Origin of the sequence: Dickeya chrysanthemi NCPPB 402 (assembly GCF_000406105.1) — a bacterium.
GTDB lineage: Bacteria > Pseudomonadota > Gammaproteobacteria > Enterobacterales > Enterobacteriaceae > Dickeya > Dickeya chrysanthemi.
Window position 1 is genome coordinate 2,266,599 of sequence record NZ_CM001974.1, and the last position, 16,089, is coordinate 2,282,687.

Below are 16,089 nucleotides of genomic sequence, written 5' to 3' on the forward strand. Positions count from 1 at the left end.
AACGTCTAGCCGTTACATATTCGTTTTTGAGATGACTTGCCCATTCCTCCGTAAACGCCTCCCATTCCTCAGGGCTAAAGAACTGAACCCTCACTGTTTTCGGAATCGGTAATCCAGTCTGGACATGTGAAGAGGATGGAACACCTGCGACCCCTTTGGGTTGAATATCTCTAAGTTCAATTTCAGAAACCATATGACATCCCTATGTTTGTTGTGTTCCAGAAATATGTAACCTTCATCGTCAGGCGCGGGCTCTAGACCTAATCTTGCAATCATATTCTTTCAACATCGAAAGTTTCATCTAGTCCGACAGCTACCTGCCAACAAAAAATGGTTCTATATAGTATTAGGTCTATCCGGTTATGGAAAATTCCATCCCATCTTTTCAATCTCTCTACGAATAAATTGATATGCAGGAAATATCTGCTCTAGATTCGCGTGCTTTTGCACAAAAATCGAGAACGCTAGAGTTGTGCTCATCCTTTCTTTATAGAAAAAGTATTTCCTTAGGGGGTGTTTCTCTTCCCCATATACAGGGGCTTCTATTCTAGAGTACTTACTCCCAAGATTTTCATGAAATTGATCAATTGTGAGGTCATAAATTTTGGAGTTGACTTCAACCCAGAAGTGATGATAAATCCTATTCCGAGTTGAACCATGAATTACTTTTATTGAATTATAGTGTTAAAAGTGGCTCAGAAGCATCCCAAAAAATACGGATGATCCTTGGCAACAATTTGCAGGAAACGCACCAAAGAACGGAACACCTGCATCTGCCAAATAATCACTATTATTAGATAAGACGCTCCTCAGATCTTTGGCAAGATTAGTTGCTAATTCATCCATGAGTCATTCCTATAATGAGAGGCAAAAAAATACTGATGAATATAACGTGCCCCTTGCGTTCGTTCGCCTGATATTTACGTCGCTCTCGGCTAGCATTAATCTTCTTATCAGATCGATACTCCTCAGGTAAACCCAGCCAGTCTTGACAACGCTACTGCCATCAGAAACATCAGTCCTGATTAAGTATTACTGTATTAAATGTTAATGAAATTCACGAATTGTTCAAGTAAACAATCAGATAAACCTTAGCGCTTGATGTGCTTGGTTATGCGATTGCGATAGGGAATGGTTCATGAACTGAAGTAAAGTAAGCTGTCAGAGAATGCTCATAAGAAGTACATTCTCTGTTAGTTCATGAACCTCTATGGATGTGAATTCATTTTTACATTACCACATAACCATATGATTTAAAATTTAAAATCAATGGTCTACCGTGTAACCTTGCTATTTCTCAGATGCTTCGCAACTGACCCCTTGTGCAGGTATATATGTCGTTTCTTTGTTAGCAGAGATAAAACCCCGCATGAAACTCAATACAAAGCGACCATCATCTGTCCGAAGCATATAGATATTTCTTGCTACCTGATATTCCGATGTATCACCTCGCGGGTAAATCCCCCATACAATATTATTCCCTTCCTTGCAAATAATCTTGAAGTCATTTTGGTCTGAGCGTGGTACCATTACCCATCCACTGGATGAAAATGCTGAAATAGCGGTTAATGGAAGCGATAACAATCCAACGGTAAGCAATTTAGCTATATTATTCATTTTACTTCCCTTGCATTCTTAAGTTGTTAATTTTTAACATGATAAAATTTAAGTATCCTTATGTATTTTTTTAAACATATTTAGTCTTCTAAGAGTCTAAATTTTTTGTTAAAGCTGCATTTATGCCATCTCAGATATAACTAAAATCTACAACCCGCTATAATAGTCAATTAATTGCTTACAAAATCTCTTGCTTCGGATGTTACCAACATAGCTGCTGTTTAACAAAGTACCAAATTGTCGAGATTTTTCATTATTGAACCCTTTGAATTTGTCTTGGTTGCTGTGATAGATGTATATTGATTCAAATTCTCCAATATTATTTCTTAAGAGCTGTTTATCTATATCAACTGCTATATCGCTAATTAGTGACATATATCTCTTCAATGATTCCAACTCAACCTTGTCATGGAATTTATCCTCCACTCGATCAACAAGGACGCCATTATCCATTCTGCTGAATGAATGCGCCGCTCGATTTCTTATTTTTCTTATTTTTTCCAATATTTCAATGTTATCACGAATTGAGGATGGTAATTCCAAAAAAACCAATTCGAAATTTTTAGCCCTATCATGCCAAGTCCCCTTCACAAGAGAGGTTATTATTTTTTCAGTGTTCACTGTTTTGGTGTTTTTAATTAACCTCGTCCCATCAACTGCTCTAGATTCTCCAATCATGACTCCTGGGTCTGATAACAAGGAAATTGTGCTAATCCTTTTTATATAAAATTCTAAATATGAAAGTATTGAGGTTAAAGCATTTATATAGCATAAATTCTGGAAGCTCTTGAAGTTTTTCATCCAGAGTATTTTACTTTTCTCTACTCTTCTAGAGTCTATCCCGGATACATGAAATATATCATGAATAGTTTTATCAGCTTTTTCATGCCTTACTAAATACTCCCCAAAGCTTTGTAATGGTACAAAACTCCAAATATAATCATTTATTTCACAATGGTGTTTGTTAAAAATTCGATAAGAATTTGTATTTGGATCAAGACAACTCCATCTATTGAAACTTTCGTTCTCATCTTCGTTCATGATTACCACATACTCCTTATTATAAATTTTAGGGACTGTAATCATTCGACTTACAGAGAATAGCATGAACAAGTATGGTGATGAATTCCTTTATAATCCCACCAGGGCCCTTCAGTCCCACTTTCTATCAAATGCTCAATAATATCTTTCATAGAATATTCTGCCTTTGTAGGCTTGGCAAAATGCAATAATATACTTTCGGCTGTTCTTCAAACCGCTCGACCACGATGGGTTTCAATCCTAACTAGCCTTCTTATCCTGCCGATACTCTTCATGTATACCTCGGCAAGCATTAACAATGCTACCGCCATCAGAGTCATAAGTTCCGATAAAGTATTGATGTATCAAATGCTACCAAATTTCATGGATTGTTCAAGAAGGCAATCAGATAACCCCCTAAAACTTGATGGGCTTGGCTATGTGATTGCGATGAGACATGGTTTATCATCTGTAGCAGAAAAAGTGGTTAGAAAATGCTCATAAGAAGCGCATTCTTAGCTAGTTCATGAAGCTGTTTGGAAGTAACTTAATCTTTTTATTAAAAATATTAAGTTAAAACAACTGAGTGTTACGGATTTATCTTATGAACTGAATTTCCACGCAACATAAGTTAAATTAAGTTGAATGAACCTTTAGCTTAATTCCCACCGCCATTTACCCCACCACTCACTTCTATGTCTCGCTGAGGTATATAGATGAAACGATTTCGAATCCTCACGGCTGAAATGATGATGGCTTTTTTTCCAAACGTTACGTCTGGTTCTGCACTCTTAATCCCTTCCCCCCGCTGGTGAAGATCCCGCAACACCAGAAAAATCTGGAGTGTTGCAGCGCCTGCAGAAACAAAAGACCTACAACAACCCCAGTTATGATAAAGCCGTGTTCTCGCCAGTATGCTAATCAGGCTCTATGGACTGATCTTGGACGTGCAATATCGCGCCGTCTGCCATGATCCGGTAGCCGACTTCCGTAGCAGAAACAGTTCCTGATAAGCCGCAGGAGTCGCGACGCCGGTTGCTTTGTCGGTTTCGATTCCCTCGGTGGCACTCCGAACAAAGGCCCAGTCGGCGCTGATTTGCTCAACCTCTTTTATTTCGTAGGCCATATCGAAGCCGACTGTTTCAAACACGCTGTGATAGACCACAGCAAGCTCGTCCTTGCCCACTGCTGCTGGTCTGCCTGGCCCCATCAGTACGCCGTCATCAGTATATGTTGCTATTACAGCAGCGATGTCGGCGCGATTGAAGGCTGTCAAGTAAGCGACCGCCGCCGCTTCAATAGCGGCCAGTTCTTCATTAGATGTCTTATTCATTATCATTCCTCACCAGCATTACCTGGAAGCCAGGCAAATTATTTCAAACCCCATTACATGCACAGGCCGCTAGACTTTATCTCTCCTTTGCTTGTTCAATCTGCCTTAAACACCAGTTGCGCCACGTACCTTTGGGGCTTTGTAGCATCCAGCATCGACCTACGCAGTATCACGACCAAGCAAATAGCGAGTACGACAATAACCCTGTTATCCGGTGCGAAGTTCACCGTTACATCGTGCGGATGAGTTCAAGCGCTTTCGCGCGCGAGACGGAGCCTGCAGGTCCCGATTTTCCCTGTGCTTCGACGCGGATTGCGACAACTGCCGTGAGGCCTAAAAAGCCGAGCACGGCGCGCAAATAATTTTCTGTAAAATCGGAGCTCATTGTCGGACCACTGGTATAAATGCCACCCGCTGAGATAAGGAGTACGACCTTCTTTCCTTGTAATAGACCAACGGAAGCACCGTTTACATAAGTGAACGTACGACCGGCCCGAGCAACGTAGTCAATCCAAGCCTTGAGAACTGAGGGTACGGTGAAGCTATACATAGGAACACCAATAACGACAGTATCTGCCTTTTCGAGCTCTGAGATGAGCTCTTCAGCGAGCGCTGCATACTCGTCCGGCTGCTCAGGCGCCGCAGCGCCAAGCTGTAACTCCAGAAGTGTCGGTGGCATGTGCGGTATAGGTGTCTTGACAAGATCGCGCTCGACAATCGTATCTTCTGGATTCTGTTCCTGATGACGTTCGATAAAGGCAGCTGCAAGCTCGCGGGTCACGGAACCCGATAAATTGATGCTGCTGTGTAGAACCAGTATGTTTGCCATTATATTTTTCTCTTGAAAAAAACTATTGACAGTTGGAAAGCGTCACTCAGCCGCCGGCTCGGTCTCAACTAACGGGAACCAGCCCTTCGCATAGCTGATAACAGCCCACAGTTTTTCCGGGATGTTCAGATCCGGCACCGACGCAGGGTCGAGGACGTTCACGATTTCATCCGCACGACCGGCCTTGGCCAGTGCGACCCAATTTGGATTCATGACCAGAGCCTGACCGATGGCTGTCAACGAGAGGCCTGCGTCCAATGCCGCCTGTGCCAGCGCCGGCGTCTTGAGGCCACCGGCCGCGATTACGGGAACGCGGTTGGCTACGTGCTCAATGATCAATTGCGCCGTCGTCTTGCCGCCGTCATCAACAATCGGCTTGCCATTGAGCACGTCGTATAGCGACGCATGGATATAATCGACACCGGCTTTGATCAGCTCGTCGATCAGTATCTTGGTATCCGCGATCCGCAACCCACCTTCCGCCTGTTCTTCAGGTGAAATACGGTATCCCAGCAGAAAAGGTCGATCAGCGTGCGCCTTGATGACCTGGCTGACGGCTTGAACGACGGCCAACGGGAAGCGAAGTCTGTTGTTCAGAGAGCCGCCCCATTCGTCGTCGCGATGATTAGCCAAGGGCGAGAAAAAGTCCTGAAGGAGGAATCCGTGTGCGCCATGCAACTCAACGCCATCGAAACCAGCGTCGATCGCGCGGCGTGTCGCATCACCGAATGCCTTGATGATGCTCTCAATCTCGTCGTGCGTCAGCGGAGTGACGGTATGCCCCCCCTTGTTAAACAAACCGGCGGGCACTTCCATCGTGCTGGGCCCTACGATCCGCCCGTTCGGAACAAGTTCCGGCACCGCTTTACTGCCTGCATGAAAGATCTGCAGGATAGCCGGAGCACCGCCGCTCTTTGCGGCTTGCGCCAGCTTGCGCAGGCTGGGGATGAAACGGTCATCGTAGGCGGCGAATTCGCCCGTGAAGCCGATCCCTTCCGGAGTGACGTGCGTGCATCCGGTGATGACCATGCCAACGTCTTTGGCGCGAGCCTGGACATAGGCGACCTCCTGGTCGGAGATAGTCTCGTCTGGATTGGCGGACCAGGTTGTCATTGGCGTCATGACAACGCGATTTCTCAACGTAATACCATTTTTAAAGTGGAAACCGTCAAAAAGCGGGTTTGAATGGGTCACGAGATTTTCCTTGCAATGAATGCGAACAATTTTGATCCGGGAGGAGCGAGCCTCGGCGTTGTTGGCTAAGATAGGGGTTATCGATTAAGTGGACTAGATGTATAAAAACACTTAGCCTTATCATTTCAGTGATTAATAGTGAGGAGAGAAAACCTTGCGTCGCGACGAGATTGCCGATCTGACCGCTTTCGTGGTGGTTGCCGAGGAACGCAGCTTCACGAAGGCGGCTCTCCGCCTGGGAATGGCGCAGTCAGCCCTTAGCCAGATCGTTCGCCGTGTCGAGGAACGAGTGGGACTGCGCCTGCTCTCGCGCACGACGCGCAGTGTCGCGCCGACTGAGGCTGGAGAGCGTCTGCTTGCGAAGCTTGGGCCCATGCTGCATGACCTCGACACGGTGATAAGCTCCCTCGGTGAACTGCGTGACCGCCCTTCTGGAACGATCCGGATCACAACGGTGGAACATGCGGCAAAGACCATACTCATGCCGGCCCTGAAGCCGTTGCTGGCAGACAGTCCCGACATTCATATTGAGGTTAGCGTTGATCACGCACTGGTAGACGTCGTTGCCCATAAATTTGATGCGGGCATTCGCCTGGGAGGAGGCATCGACAAGGACATGATTGCAATGCGGATTGGTCCCGACATCCCGATGGCTATCGTTGCCAGCCCGGCCTATCTGGCAAGACGTCCCGCACCGAAAACGCCGACAGAGTTGCTCGACCATAGCGTGATCAACTTTCGTCTGCCGACATCCGGCACATTGATTGGATGGCCTCTAATGCGTGACGGACAAGAAATAAGCGTTCGGTGCGAGGGGCAACTGGTCGTTAATACCATTGATCTGCTGATCGACGCGGTACTGGATGGGCATGGTCTGGCGTGGATCCATAAGGATCAGGTACAGAGATTTATCGACAACGGCAGCCTTATCCAGGTGCTCAGCCAGTTTACACTGGACATACCTGGCTATCATCTCTACTACCCTAACCGCCGGCACCACTCTTCCGCCTTCTCTTTATTCGTCGAAACCCTTCGGTATCGTTCGTAGGCGGGTTGAGAAACGCGTAACGGATGTAACGCCTTCAGATAATTATCTGAAGGCGTTTGCCATATAACGACATTATGCCGTACGCTTGGGATCATAGCGCCAAAGATGTTGAAAATCACACGACTCTTCTTAAGTAAGGCACTTTCTTTATCAGAAAGACCGAAATAATGCAGCATGAAAAAACGATCGCTGAAATTAACGGTATCGCGAAGATGGATTGTTCTATCCACTTCTTAGAAGCCAGGTAATAGAGTAACTCGACAAAGACAGGATGGATCAAATACGTGCCAAGACTGAAATCAGCTAAAGACTTTAGCTTTTCAATATAAAGATGATTGATGTGGCAGTTTTTAAATATCCACATGAAAGAAATAGACATTACAATAACATTGATGCTGAGGTAGTTATAAAAATAGAGTCCATTCTCTTTTCCTAATGCAATAGACAAAAGATAAAAAGAAATGCAAGTGAAAGAAAATGAAATAAAGAATAGAAAAAGAAAATGTGAGGATGGTCTGGTCGATTTTTTTCTGGCTATCAGGTAACCAGAAATATAATAAGGAAGGTAATAAATGAACTCGCTAATGAATAAAAAATCATTGCTCCCGATCGAAAAATTGTACGCATCGCTTAATGAGCAAAAAGCAAACATCAAAAAGATAAAAAACAGCAGATTTTCTTCGCTGGCGTTTTTCACCAAGATTCTAATTAATGGAGTGAAAATATATAACCCAATGATCATATATAAAAACCACATGTGATAATAGGGCCTTCCATTTATGATGTTTTTTAATACATCGTTCTCCCCTCCTCCGCTGAGTTTTGCTTTCCCTATCCCCCATAAAATAAAAAAACAGACCAGAAAACCAACGGGTAAAATACTTTGCTCATCCTTTTTTTGTAAAAGAAAGAAAGGTTTTCATTTTTTTCAGGTGCGAGTAATAGTGCTCCGCTAATCATGACGAAAACGGGAACACACCAACGGGCCAATGAATCATATACGTTTCCTGCCCACCAGGAAAAACTGCCAAGCTCGGCCAGGCTTACCGTATAGGCAGAGATATGCAAAACAATAACAGCAAAAGTCGAAACAATTCTAGCTATATAGAGCCATTCCATTCTATTACGTTCTCTTTGTTATGTATTCCATAAAAATGTTCAACAGCATATTATTTTTTATATACCCGTCATACTTCACGTTGCAGATGTGTTGGTTTTCCTTGCGGGGATCCGCTGCGTTACCGCGTGACAAGACTCATGATCAATCTCACCCTGAAGAGCCAACGCAAAGCGTTTTGTCATGCAACTCGAATTATTTGGGGTATATACCCGTCATACTTCAAGTTGCAGGTGTGTTGGCTGCGTTCGTTCACCCGAATCACTTACCTGAGTAAGCTCATCGGGATGAAATGAGAGACATCCTGTCTCTCACCAGAGGCCAGCCTTTGGCTGGTCAAATTCGTTCCCGACGAATTTGTCTCTCTCTTGCCGCCTTCCTGCAACTCGAATTATTTTGGGTATAAAATCTATCTCAATTTTTTGCCAGCCTTATATCCGATGGATGTGACGAGCTGACAGGTAGAAGGCCTTGCTCAATAATTCAGCGTATCGATTCACCCAGAGTATGCGAAGATATCGAGGACAACCAAAATTAAAAAATGGCAAGTGAAATGGCCCTAATGAGAAGGTGGAGTAATCATATCACAGTAAAAATAGCATTCCACGTATAAAACACGACATCAGAAAGAATCGTGAGCGTGGTATCACCGCGTCATCCCCGCTTTCAGGCTGTTCGCTGATTGCGTTACTCCACAGACCTGCCGTGGGCCGACTAACACGGTTCCCCTTATAACAACAGGGTGTATTGCCACCTATCAGTAAGAATTTCTTATATAAGAAAGAATCTTCTAACGTTAACCGCCGTTTAGTTTATTACCCGTATTTTCCGTAAATGCATCAGTTTTGTTATTCACACGTTATATACCAAAATAATTCGCGTTGGCCCTTCAGGGTGAGATTGATCATGAGTCTTGTCACGCGGTAACGCAGCGGATCCCCGCAAGTAAGTGACTGGGGTGAGAGGAAAGCCAACACATCTGCAACGTGAAGTATGACGGGTATAACAAAGGTTAGAGACAGTATTCCCTATATGAGGGATAGACAACGATATAAGTATAACGGCCGATAACGCGGGATGGTTTTTTGAACACCAGTAAGAAAGAGGGACAATAACGACCCCTTCCTGGCCCATGAACGCTGCATTGAATAATCATTTGAAATTTTCAGGAGAACGGTGATGAAAAATTCACACCTTAACCTTCCCGCAGGTTACTTTGGCATCGTTCTGGGGATCATTGGGCTGGGCTTTTCCTGACGATTTGCCGCGACTATATGGCCGGTGACAACCATACCGGCAGGTCTGGCCATCATCATATGGGCGATGCTCATGGTTGCGTTGATTGTAAGAATGGTCAGACATGCCAATATCAGGTTGATTCTCTGGTACTGCTCCCAACCGTTTACTCCCGCATTCTGGAGTTTTTCATTCGGTGTGGCGTCGCTGGCGACGACATCCATTCGGCTGGGGTATGCAGCGCCGGGGGGAGCATTATACTGGATGGCCTTCCCATTATTCATTGCATCTAATTTTATTATCGCTCTACTTATCGTGAAAACATGTGTGCTTTTATTCAAAGGGAAGCTCATCATCTGGGAAGAAACAGTTAACGAATGATGAAAACAATAAAAAATACCGGCTGCGGCCAGTGTTGGAACGCATTTATCGTTACCATAAATATTCCATTTTACGCCGTTATTTGTACGGTAAATATCATTGTATTGTACATATCAGTTTCTTTATTCCGCCGTCCTGATGCCGGAATTTTGTCGTAATAATGACGAATTTATTTTTATTAATTTTCTTAATTTAAGAATTATCCTATTCTTTAAAAAATAAATGTCTAACACTGTTAAACATGAAGCAGGACATGCTTCTTATTCTTACATCAAATACTATATGGAAGTGAAAATGATGAAGCTCAGAAATGTTTTATTAGCATCCTCAGTGTTATTTTTCCCTCTGACTCAACAAGCCCAGGCCGCCTGGGAACTCGGTGATATTTGTTATGGATATGCGACGGCCACCGGATCAGGCTATTCCGGCGGTGCTTTATTATTAGATCCGATTCCTTCCAATATGGAGATTACCGCATTAAACAGGGCGCAACTGGATTATAAAGGCGTTAAGGCGGCACTCGCCGGCGCTTATCTAAAAGTTACCGGCCCTAAGGGAAGCACTATCGTATATGTTACGGATTTGTATCCTGAAGGCGGTGATTGTGCACTGGATTTATCATTCAATGCTTTCGAAAAAATTGGTAACTTACAGGATGGGAAAATCAATATCCAATGGGAATTGGTAAAAGCACCGGTGAGTGGTAATGTTGTATACCGGGTTAAAGAAGGCTCCAATCCTTATTGGGCAGCGGTACAATTCCGTAACGTTAAATACCCGATTATTGAAATGAAGTATTTAAGAGGTACGCAATGGGTTAGCGCACCAAAAACGGATTACAATCATTTCATTCTGGAGTTTGTGGGTAAAAATGATATTCCAATCGAATTCACCGATATTAAAGGCAATATATTAAGCGATACGTTACCGCCGATGTCGGACAGTACGTCGTCAGCCTATCTGATCACCGGTAAAGTCCAACTGCCCTAACCTGTAAACGTCTCCAACGCTGAAGGGTTATCTTAGCCAATCGGTAACCCTTTTCCTCTTTCCGTTATGACAACGAGAAAGCCTGCACCATCGCAGTCCCCCTTCGACCTGTTCAAATGTTGTTTTCTCGGTAGTGTAATAAAAACGCGGTTGTTTCAGACGAGTGGTGTTTATATTACATATGTATGTTGTAACTAAATTGATTTAGAAAACCAGCGTAACATGGTTAACCTAAAAGGGAAAATAAAGGGCGGAGACCCGCCCTTCGATGCAGTTTAAACAACAAAATCAGCCGTCTGAGATACCTGGCCGACAATCTTCACCAAAAACTCAGGAGAAGTGTTGTTATCCAGATTCAGATAAAGATTGCTGGTGTTGGCAGAAGCATCCCAGTTGAGCATGATCTCACCGCCACTACCGCTGAATTGGTTAACAAAATGCAGATTATTGCCGGTATTCAGTGCAGAGAGATCGATTTTATCGGCCCCGGTCTGAAAATCGAGAAGCCAATCGGGTGCCGCGACCTTGGAGTCGGACGCCGCCGTGTACACAAAGGTATCTCGGCCACTGCCGCCGTACAGTCGATCAGCCCCGCTTCCACCGAACAGAACATCATCACCTGCCCCGCCACGCAGAGTATTGTCAGCATTATTACCAATCAGCAAATCATTACCGGAGCCGCCAATCGCGTTTTCAATCGTCACGCCCTCGGCAATCGATACATTGCCTTTCAGGCCGCCGACATCCGAGAGTGAGCCATCGTTCAGGTTAATGCGCTGGTTATTGCTGTAACCCGAGAAATCAAAGGTATCATTGCCACCCGCATCCCACGCCGAGAAAATCAGCGCTTTGCTACTGCTGGTCGCGGTGTAAAAATCACGATCGGTATTGGAGTTGAAACCATAAACCGAATCACCGGTACGGGTCGTCATATTGGCGCCGTACAGGCGCTGGATAGCGGCGATATCATCCAGCATCGGGCCGGCGGCGTAATGACCTTTGAAATCCCCGCCGGTATTTTTTTCGCTCCAGTAGCTCATGATACTGAACTGACGGGTGTCTTCGGCGTAGGTCACATCACTGTAACTGGGGTTACCCTCGCCGGCGTTATAGTCTCCCGGATGGTTCAAGCCCAACGCGTGGCCAATTTCATGGGTCAACGTCTGACGGCCGTATTCCATGGTATCCGGGCTACGAATGTTATCCACATTATAGTTGTACCAGGTCGTCCCCGACGCGCTACCACTCCCCGGCAGATAAGCATACGCTTGCGTGCCATAATCCAGGCGGCCGCTGGAATCACGGGTATAGTTACCGAAGGTGACATTGGCCGACTGATTACCCGTGACTTCCGTAAAGGTGACGTTAGCGACATCCGCCCAGGATTGTAATGCCAGTTTGGCCTGAGAAATTTGCGCCGCATTAAACTTGACGAAACCGGTATCGCCATCCGGAGTGGAACGTGCAGACTGAAGGAATTTGAAAGTCAGATTAGCCGACTTGCCAAATACATTGGCTCCATTCCAACTGACGTTATCACGGGTAATTTGATCTCCCGCATCCTCAATTGAATAGGATGGTTTACCGTTAATCGTCAATCCATTACCACGCTCATGATAATGCAACAGGTCATAAATCGAGTTATAGCTGCTGCTGGGCGCAGATAATGAATGTAAGGCGTCATCATCACGTGAAGACAGATTTTTTTCCATAAAACCCTCATTGACGTTAATAACCAGAGAACCCCATCACCATTAAATCGACAGGTAAATAACGCCTTGCCAATTTAATGACATATTTCCTGTAGAAATCCAGTGATATTGGGTGAATGCAATCAGCGCTATTAATAGCGCTGACTATTTATATAAGTCACCGTAATGTTTTTGTAAAGAAAAGTACGTTATTTTTTTCATTTTATTCAATAAATTATTTTTTTGTTTTTAGTATATTGCTAATTGATGAAAGTGAAATAAGTTATTCGAATGGGGCAAAAAAAAGAAAACGATTGCGCAGAAACAAAGATGATTATACTCATCCGGAATTGCTTCAAAAAAAATAATATTCGCGAATGATATTATTGGTAAATCAGGGCAGATTACCTGCCCTGTAAAATATGATCAAAATACCATTACACGATAATATCGGACTGTGTTGCCTGGCCGACAATACGCACCAGGAAATCTACCGAGCTGTGGCCTGCTTCATGGAGCCACAGATTGGTGATGCTGTTCGCCGCATCCCATTGCAGCATGACTTCCTGCCCTTTGCCGGTGAACTGATCCTGCACAAAGCTCAACTGGCCTTCATTACGGAACGCCGACAGGTCGATTTTATCCGCACCGCTCTGGAAATCATTAATCCAGTCGTATGCCGATACGGTAGAATCCTGACCACTGCCGTAAACGAACGTATCGCGGCCCGCACCACCGCTCAGCGTATCCGCACCTGCAGCGCCGTACAGAATATCGTTGCCCGCGCCGCCCTGCAGTACGTTGTCGGCACCGTTACCCACCAGAAGGTCGTTGCCGGAACCGCCGATCGCATTCTCGATGGTCACGCCGTGTGCGATGGAAACGTTGCCTTTCAGGCCGCCGACATCCGAGAACGAACCTTCGTTCAGGTTGATGCGCTGATTATTGCTGTAACCCGAGAAATCAAAGGTGTCGTTACCGCCCGCATCCCATACCGAGAAAATCAGCGCTTTGCTGCTGTCGTTCGCGGTGTAGAAATCACGGTCGGTATTGGAATGGAAACCGTAGACTGAATCGCCGGTACGGGTCGTCATATTGGCGCCGTACAACCGCTGGATAGCGGCGATATCATCAATCATCGGCGCGCCGCCATAGTGGCCGTTGTAGTCTGCGCCGGTTTCATTCTCACCCCAGTAACTCATGATACTGAACTGATAGCTATCTTCCGCATACACGGCGTCATTATAGCTTGGGTCACCTTCACCCGCGTTGTATTCACCTGGATGCGCCAGTCCCAATGCGTGGCCAATTTCATGGGTTAAAGTCTGGCGGCCGTACTCTTCGGTCCCGGGGCTACGGATGTTGGACTGATTATAGTTATACCAGGAACTCCCCGCGCCCTGATAATTCCCCGGATAATAAGCATAAGCCTGTGTACCATAATCCAGGTTACCGCTCGCATCACGGGTATAGTTACCAAAGGTAAGGTTGGCTGACTTATTACCCGTTACTTCGGTAAACGTCAGGTTTGCCACATCAGCCCAGGATTGCAGCGCCAATTTCGTCTGTGCTATCTGTTCTGCATTAAATTTTACAAAGCCTTTATCGCCAGCCGGTGTTGACGTCGCTGACTGCAAAAACTTAAATGTCAGATTGGCTGATTTGCCAAATACATTGGTTCCGTTCCAACTGACATTTTCACGGGTAATTTGCGCGGCTGCCTGATCGGCAGAATAGGATGTTTTGCCATTAACCGTCAGGCCATTACCACGGTCATGATAATGCAGAAAATCATAAACGGAATTATACGCGCTGGTCGTATTGGCGGATAATGCTTGTTGTGCGTCATCTTGACGTAAAGACAGATTTTTTCCCATAAAATCCTCTTGAAACAATATAAAGATGAGTCGTCATTGGTTATTCAGGGCGAACGACACCCTGCCAGAATGACATATAAAATAAGATTTCCTTTGAAATCTTATTAAACAGGATGGCTAGGCCACCCTGTTTAATATTTTCAGCGATCAACTATGCAATAATATCGGACTGTGTTGCCTGACCGACAATACGCACCAGGAAATCCACCGAGCTGTGGCCCGCTTCATGAAGCCACAGGTTAGTGACACTGCTCGCCGCATCCCACTGCAACATCACTTCCTGCCCTTTGCCGGTAAACTGATCCTGAACAAAGCTCAACTGGCCTCCATTACGGAACGCCGACAGGTCGATTTTATCCACGCCGCTCTGGAAATCATTAATCCAGTCGTATACCGATGAGGTGGAATCCTGACCGCTGCCATACACAAAAATGTCGCGTCCGGCTCCGCCGACCAACGTATCAGCACCAGTGCTGCCGTATAACACATCATCGCCCGCACCGCCCTGCAGCACGTTGTCGGCACCGTTACCTACCAGAAGATCGTTGCCGGAACCGCCGATCGCATTCTCGATGGTCACACCGTGTGCGATGGAAACGTTGCCTTTCAGGCCGCCGACATCCGAGAACGAACCTTCGTTCAGGTTGATGCGCTGATTATTGCTGTAACCCGAGAAATCAAAGGTGTCGTTACCGCCCGCATCCCATACCGAGAAAATCAGCGCTTTGCTGCTGTCGTTCGCGGTGTAGAAATCACGGTCGGTATTGGAATGGAAACCGTAGACTGAATCACCGGTACGGGTCGTCATATTGGCGCCGTACAACTTCTGGATAGCCGCGATGTCGTCCATCAGCGGACCAGCCGAGTAATGGCCTTTGAAGTCGCCGCCGGTGTTTTCGATATCCCAATAACTCATGATGCTAAACTGACGGGAATCTTCCGCATAAACAGCGCTGTTTTTGTAGCTGATATCGCCCTCGCCGGCATTATATTCAGCCGGATGACTCAGCCCCAGCGCATGGCCGATTTCATGGGTAAAGGTCTGGCGACCATATTCTTCGGTATCCGGGTTGCGAATACTCGGCTGGTTGTAGTTGAACCAGGCGCTGCCGGACAACGGATGTTGCCCCGGGTAAGCGGCATAGGCCTGAGTATCGTTTTCGATGCTGCCATCCGCGTTGCGAGTGTAGTTAGCGAAGGTCAGATTGGCTTTTTGGTTAGGGCTGACTTCAGTAAACGTCAGGTTCGCCACATCAGACCAGGACTGCAAAGACAATTTTACCTGTTGCATCTGCACCGGAGTAAACTTAACCGGTCCGGTATGGCCATTAGGCGTTGAACTAAAGGTATTCAAAAACGAATAGGTCAAATTCGCCGCTTTGCCGTATACATTGTCGCCATTCCAGGTGGTATGCGGCCGGGTTAACCCCTCTTCCACCGCTTTGTCGGTAGAATAAGACGGCTTACCATTAACCGTGACACCGTCACCGCGCTGATGGTAATACCAAAAGTCATACACATCTGCATAACCGGTATAACTACCGGCCTTGGCGGCAGCAGAGGTATTTAACGATACATTCTCGTTTTGTTGCATATTACTTCTTCCATAAAGTCTGACTTATTACCGTCAGAATGCCTTATTTCGCCATTAAATCTTCGTCAATTAACAACCAACGAGATTTAATGACACACCAATCTTTCACCGCGTGCCGTGAAAGAAATATCGTGGAAACTGCATGAGTTAATGCAAAAAATT

General features: G+C 45.6%; 11 protein-coding genes and 3 pseudogenes. 3 read left to right on the forward strand and 11 right to left on the reverse strand.

Annotation, left to right across the window (positions count from 1 at the left end):
- The 7 genes and pseudogenes from DCH402_RS23075 to DCH402_RS10180 all read right to left on the reverse strand — a co-directional run.
- A pseudogene (locus DCH402_RS23075) lies at positions 1-193 on the reverse strand (hypothetical protein); the annotation flags it as partial.
- Between the two features lie 491 nt (positions 194-684).
- Positions 685-846, reverse strand: coding sequence for a hypothetical protein (locus tag DCH402_RS22610; protein ID WP_161624069.1), 162 nt, complete (start codon positions 844-846; stop codon positions 685-687).
- Positions 847-1,290: 444 nt separating this feature from the next.
- Positions 1,291-1,617: a hypothetical protein gene (locus DCH402_RS22330; RefSeq protein ID WP_152486912.1), complete on the reverse strand. Its 327-nt coding sequence runs from the start codon at positions 1,615-1,617 to the stop codon at positions 1,291-1,293.
- 147 nt (positions 1,618-1,764) lie between these two features.
- Positions 1,765-2,658 (reverse strand): hypothetical protein, encoded by an 894-nt coding sequence (locus DCH402_RS10165; protein WP_152486913.1) that lies wholly within the window; start codon positions 2,656-2,658, stop codon positions 1,765-1,767.
- Between the two features lie 907 nt (positions 2,659-3,565).
- Positions 3,566-3,970 (reverse strand): YybH family protein, encoded by a 405-nt coding sequence (locus DCH402_RS10170; protein ID WP_040000973.1) that lies wholly within the window; start codon positions 3,968-3,970, stop codon positions 3,566-3,568.
- 229 nt (positions 3,971-4,199) lie between these two features.
- Positions 4,200-4,799: an FMN-dependent NADH-azoreductase gene (locus tag DCH402_RS10175; RefSeq protein WP_040000975.1), complete on the reverse strand. Its 600-nt coding sequence runs from the start codon at positions 4,797-4,799 to the stop codon at positions 4,200-4,202.
- Between the two features lie 42 nt (positions 4,800-4,841).
- Positions 4,842-5,993 (reverse strand): NADH-dependent flavin oxidoreductase, encoded by a 1,152-nt coding sequence (locus DCH402_RS10180; RefSeq protein ID WP_040000976.1) that lies wholly within the window; start codon positions 5,991-5,993, stop codon positions 4,842-4,844.
- A gap of 154 nt (positions 5,994-6,147) precedes the next feature.
- Here DCH402_RS10180 and DCH402_RS10185 point away from each other — a divergent pair, with 154 nt between their 5' ends.
- Complete coding sequence (locus tag DCH402_RS10185; protein ID WP_040000977.1) at positions 6,148-7,041, forward strand: LysR family transcriptional regulator; 894 nt, start codon at positions 6,148-6,150, stop codon at positions 7,039-7,041.
- Positions 7,042-7,156: 115 nt separating this feature from the next.
- Here DCH402_RS10185 and DCH402_RS10190 read toward each other — a convergent pair.
- Positions 7,157-8,160 (reverse strand): annotated as a pseudogene (locus DCH402_RS10190) (acyltransferase).
- A gap of 1,177 nt (positions 8,161-9,337) precedes the next feature.
- Between DCH402_RS10190 and DCH402_RS23085 the strand changes: the two are divergent.
- Positions 9,338-9,775: pseudogene (locus DCH402_RS23085) on the forward strand (hypothetical protein).
- Between the two features lie 294 nt (positions 9,776-10,069).
- The gene (locus tag DCH402_RS10200; protein WP_040000979.1) at positions 10,070-10,765 is read left to right on the forward strand and encodes an expansin EXLX1 family cellulose-binding protein; all 696 of its coding nucleotides are present in this window, start codon (positions 10,070-10,072) and stop codon (positions 10,763-10,765) included.
- Positions 10,766-11,040: 275 nt separating this feature from the next.
- Here DCH402_RS10200 and DCH402_RS10205 read toward each other — a convergent pair whose 3' ends face one another.
- From DCH402_RS10205 to DCH402_RS10215, 3 genes are all read right to left on the reverse strand, one after another.
- Positions 11,041-12,477, reverse strand: a complete 1,437-nt coding sequence (locus tag DCH402_RS10205; protein WP_081642154.1) for a serralysin family metalloprotease — start codon at positions 12,475-12,477, stop codon at positions 11,041-11,043.
- A 416-nt stretch (positions 12,478-12,893) separates the two neighbouring features.
- Positions 12,894-14,333, reverse strand: a complete 1,440-nt coding sequence (locus tag DCH402_RS10210; protein WP_040000980.1) for a serralysin family metalloprotease — start codon at positions 14,331-14,333, stop codon at positions 12,894-12,896.
- A 151-nt stretch (positions 14,334-14,484) separates the two neighbouring features.
- On the reverse strand, positions 14,485-15,927 hold the full coding sequence (locus DCH402_RS10215) for a serralysin family metalloprotease (protein ID WP_040000982.1): 1,443 nt from the start codon (positions 15,925-15,927) through the stop codon (positions 14,485-14,487).
- Between the last annotated feature and the right edge of the window lie 162 nt (positions 15,928-16,089).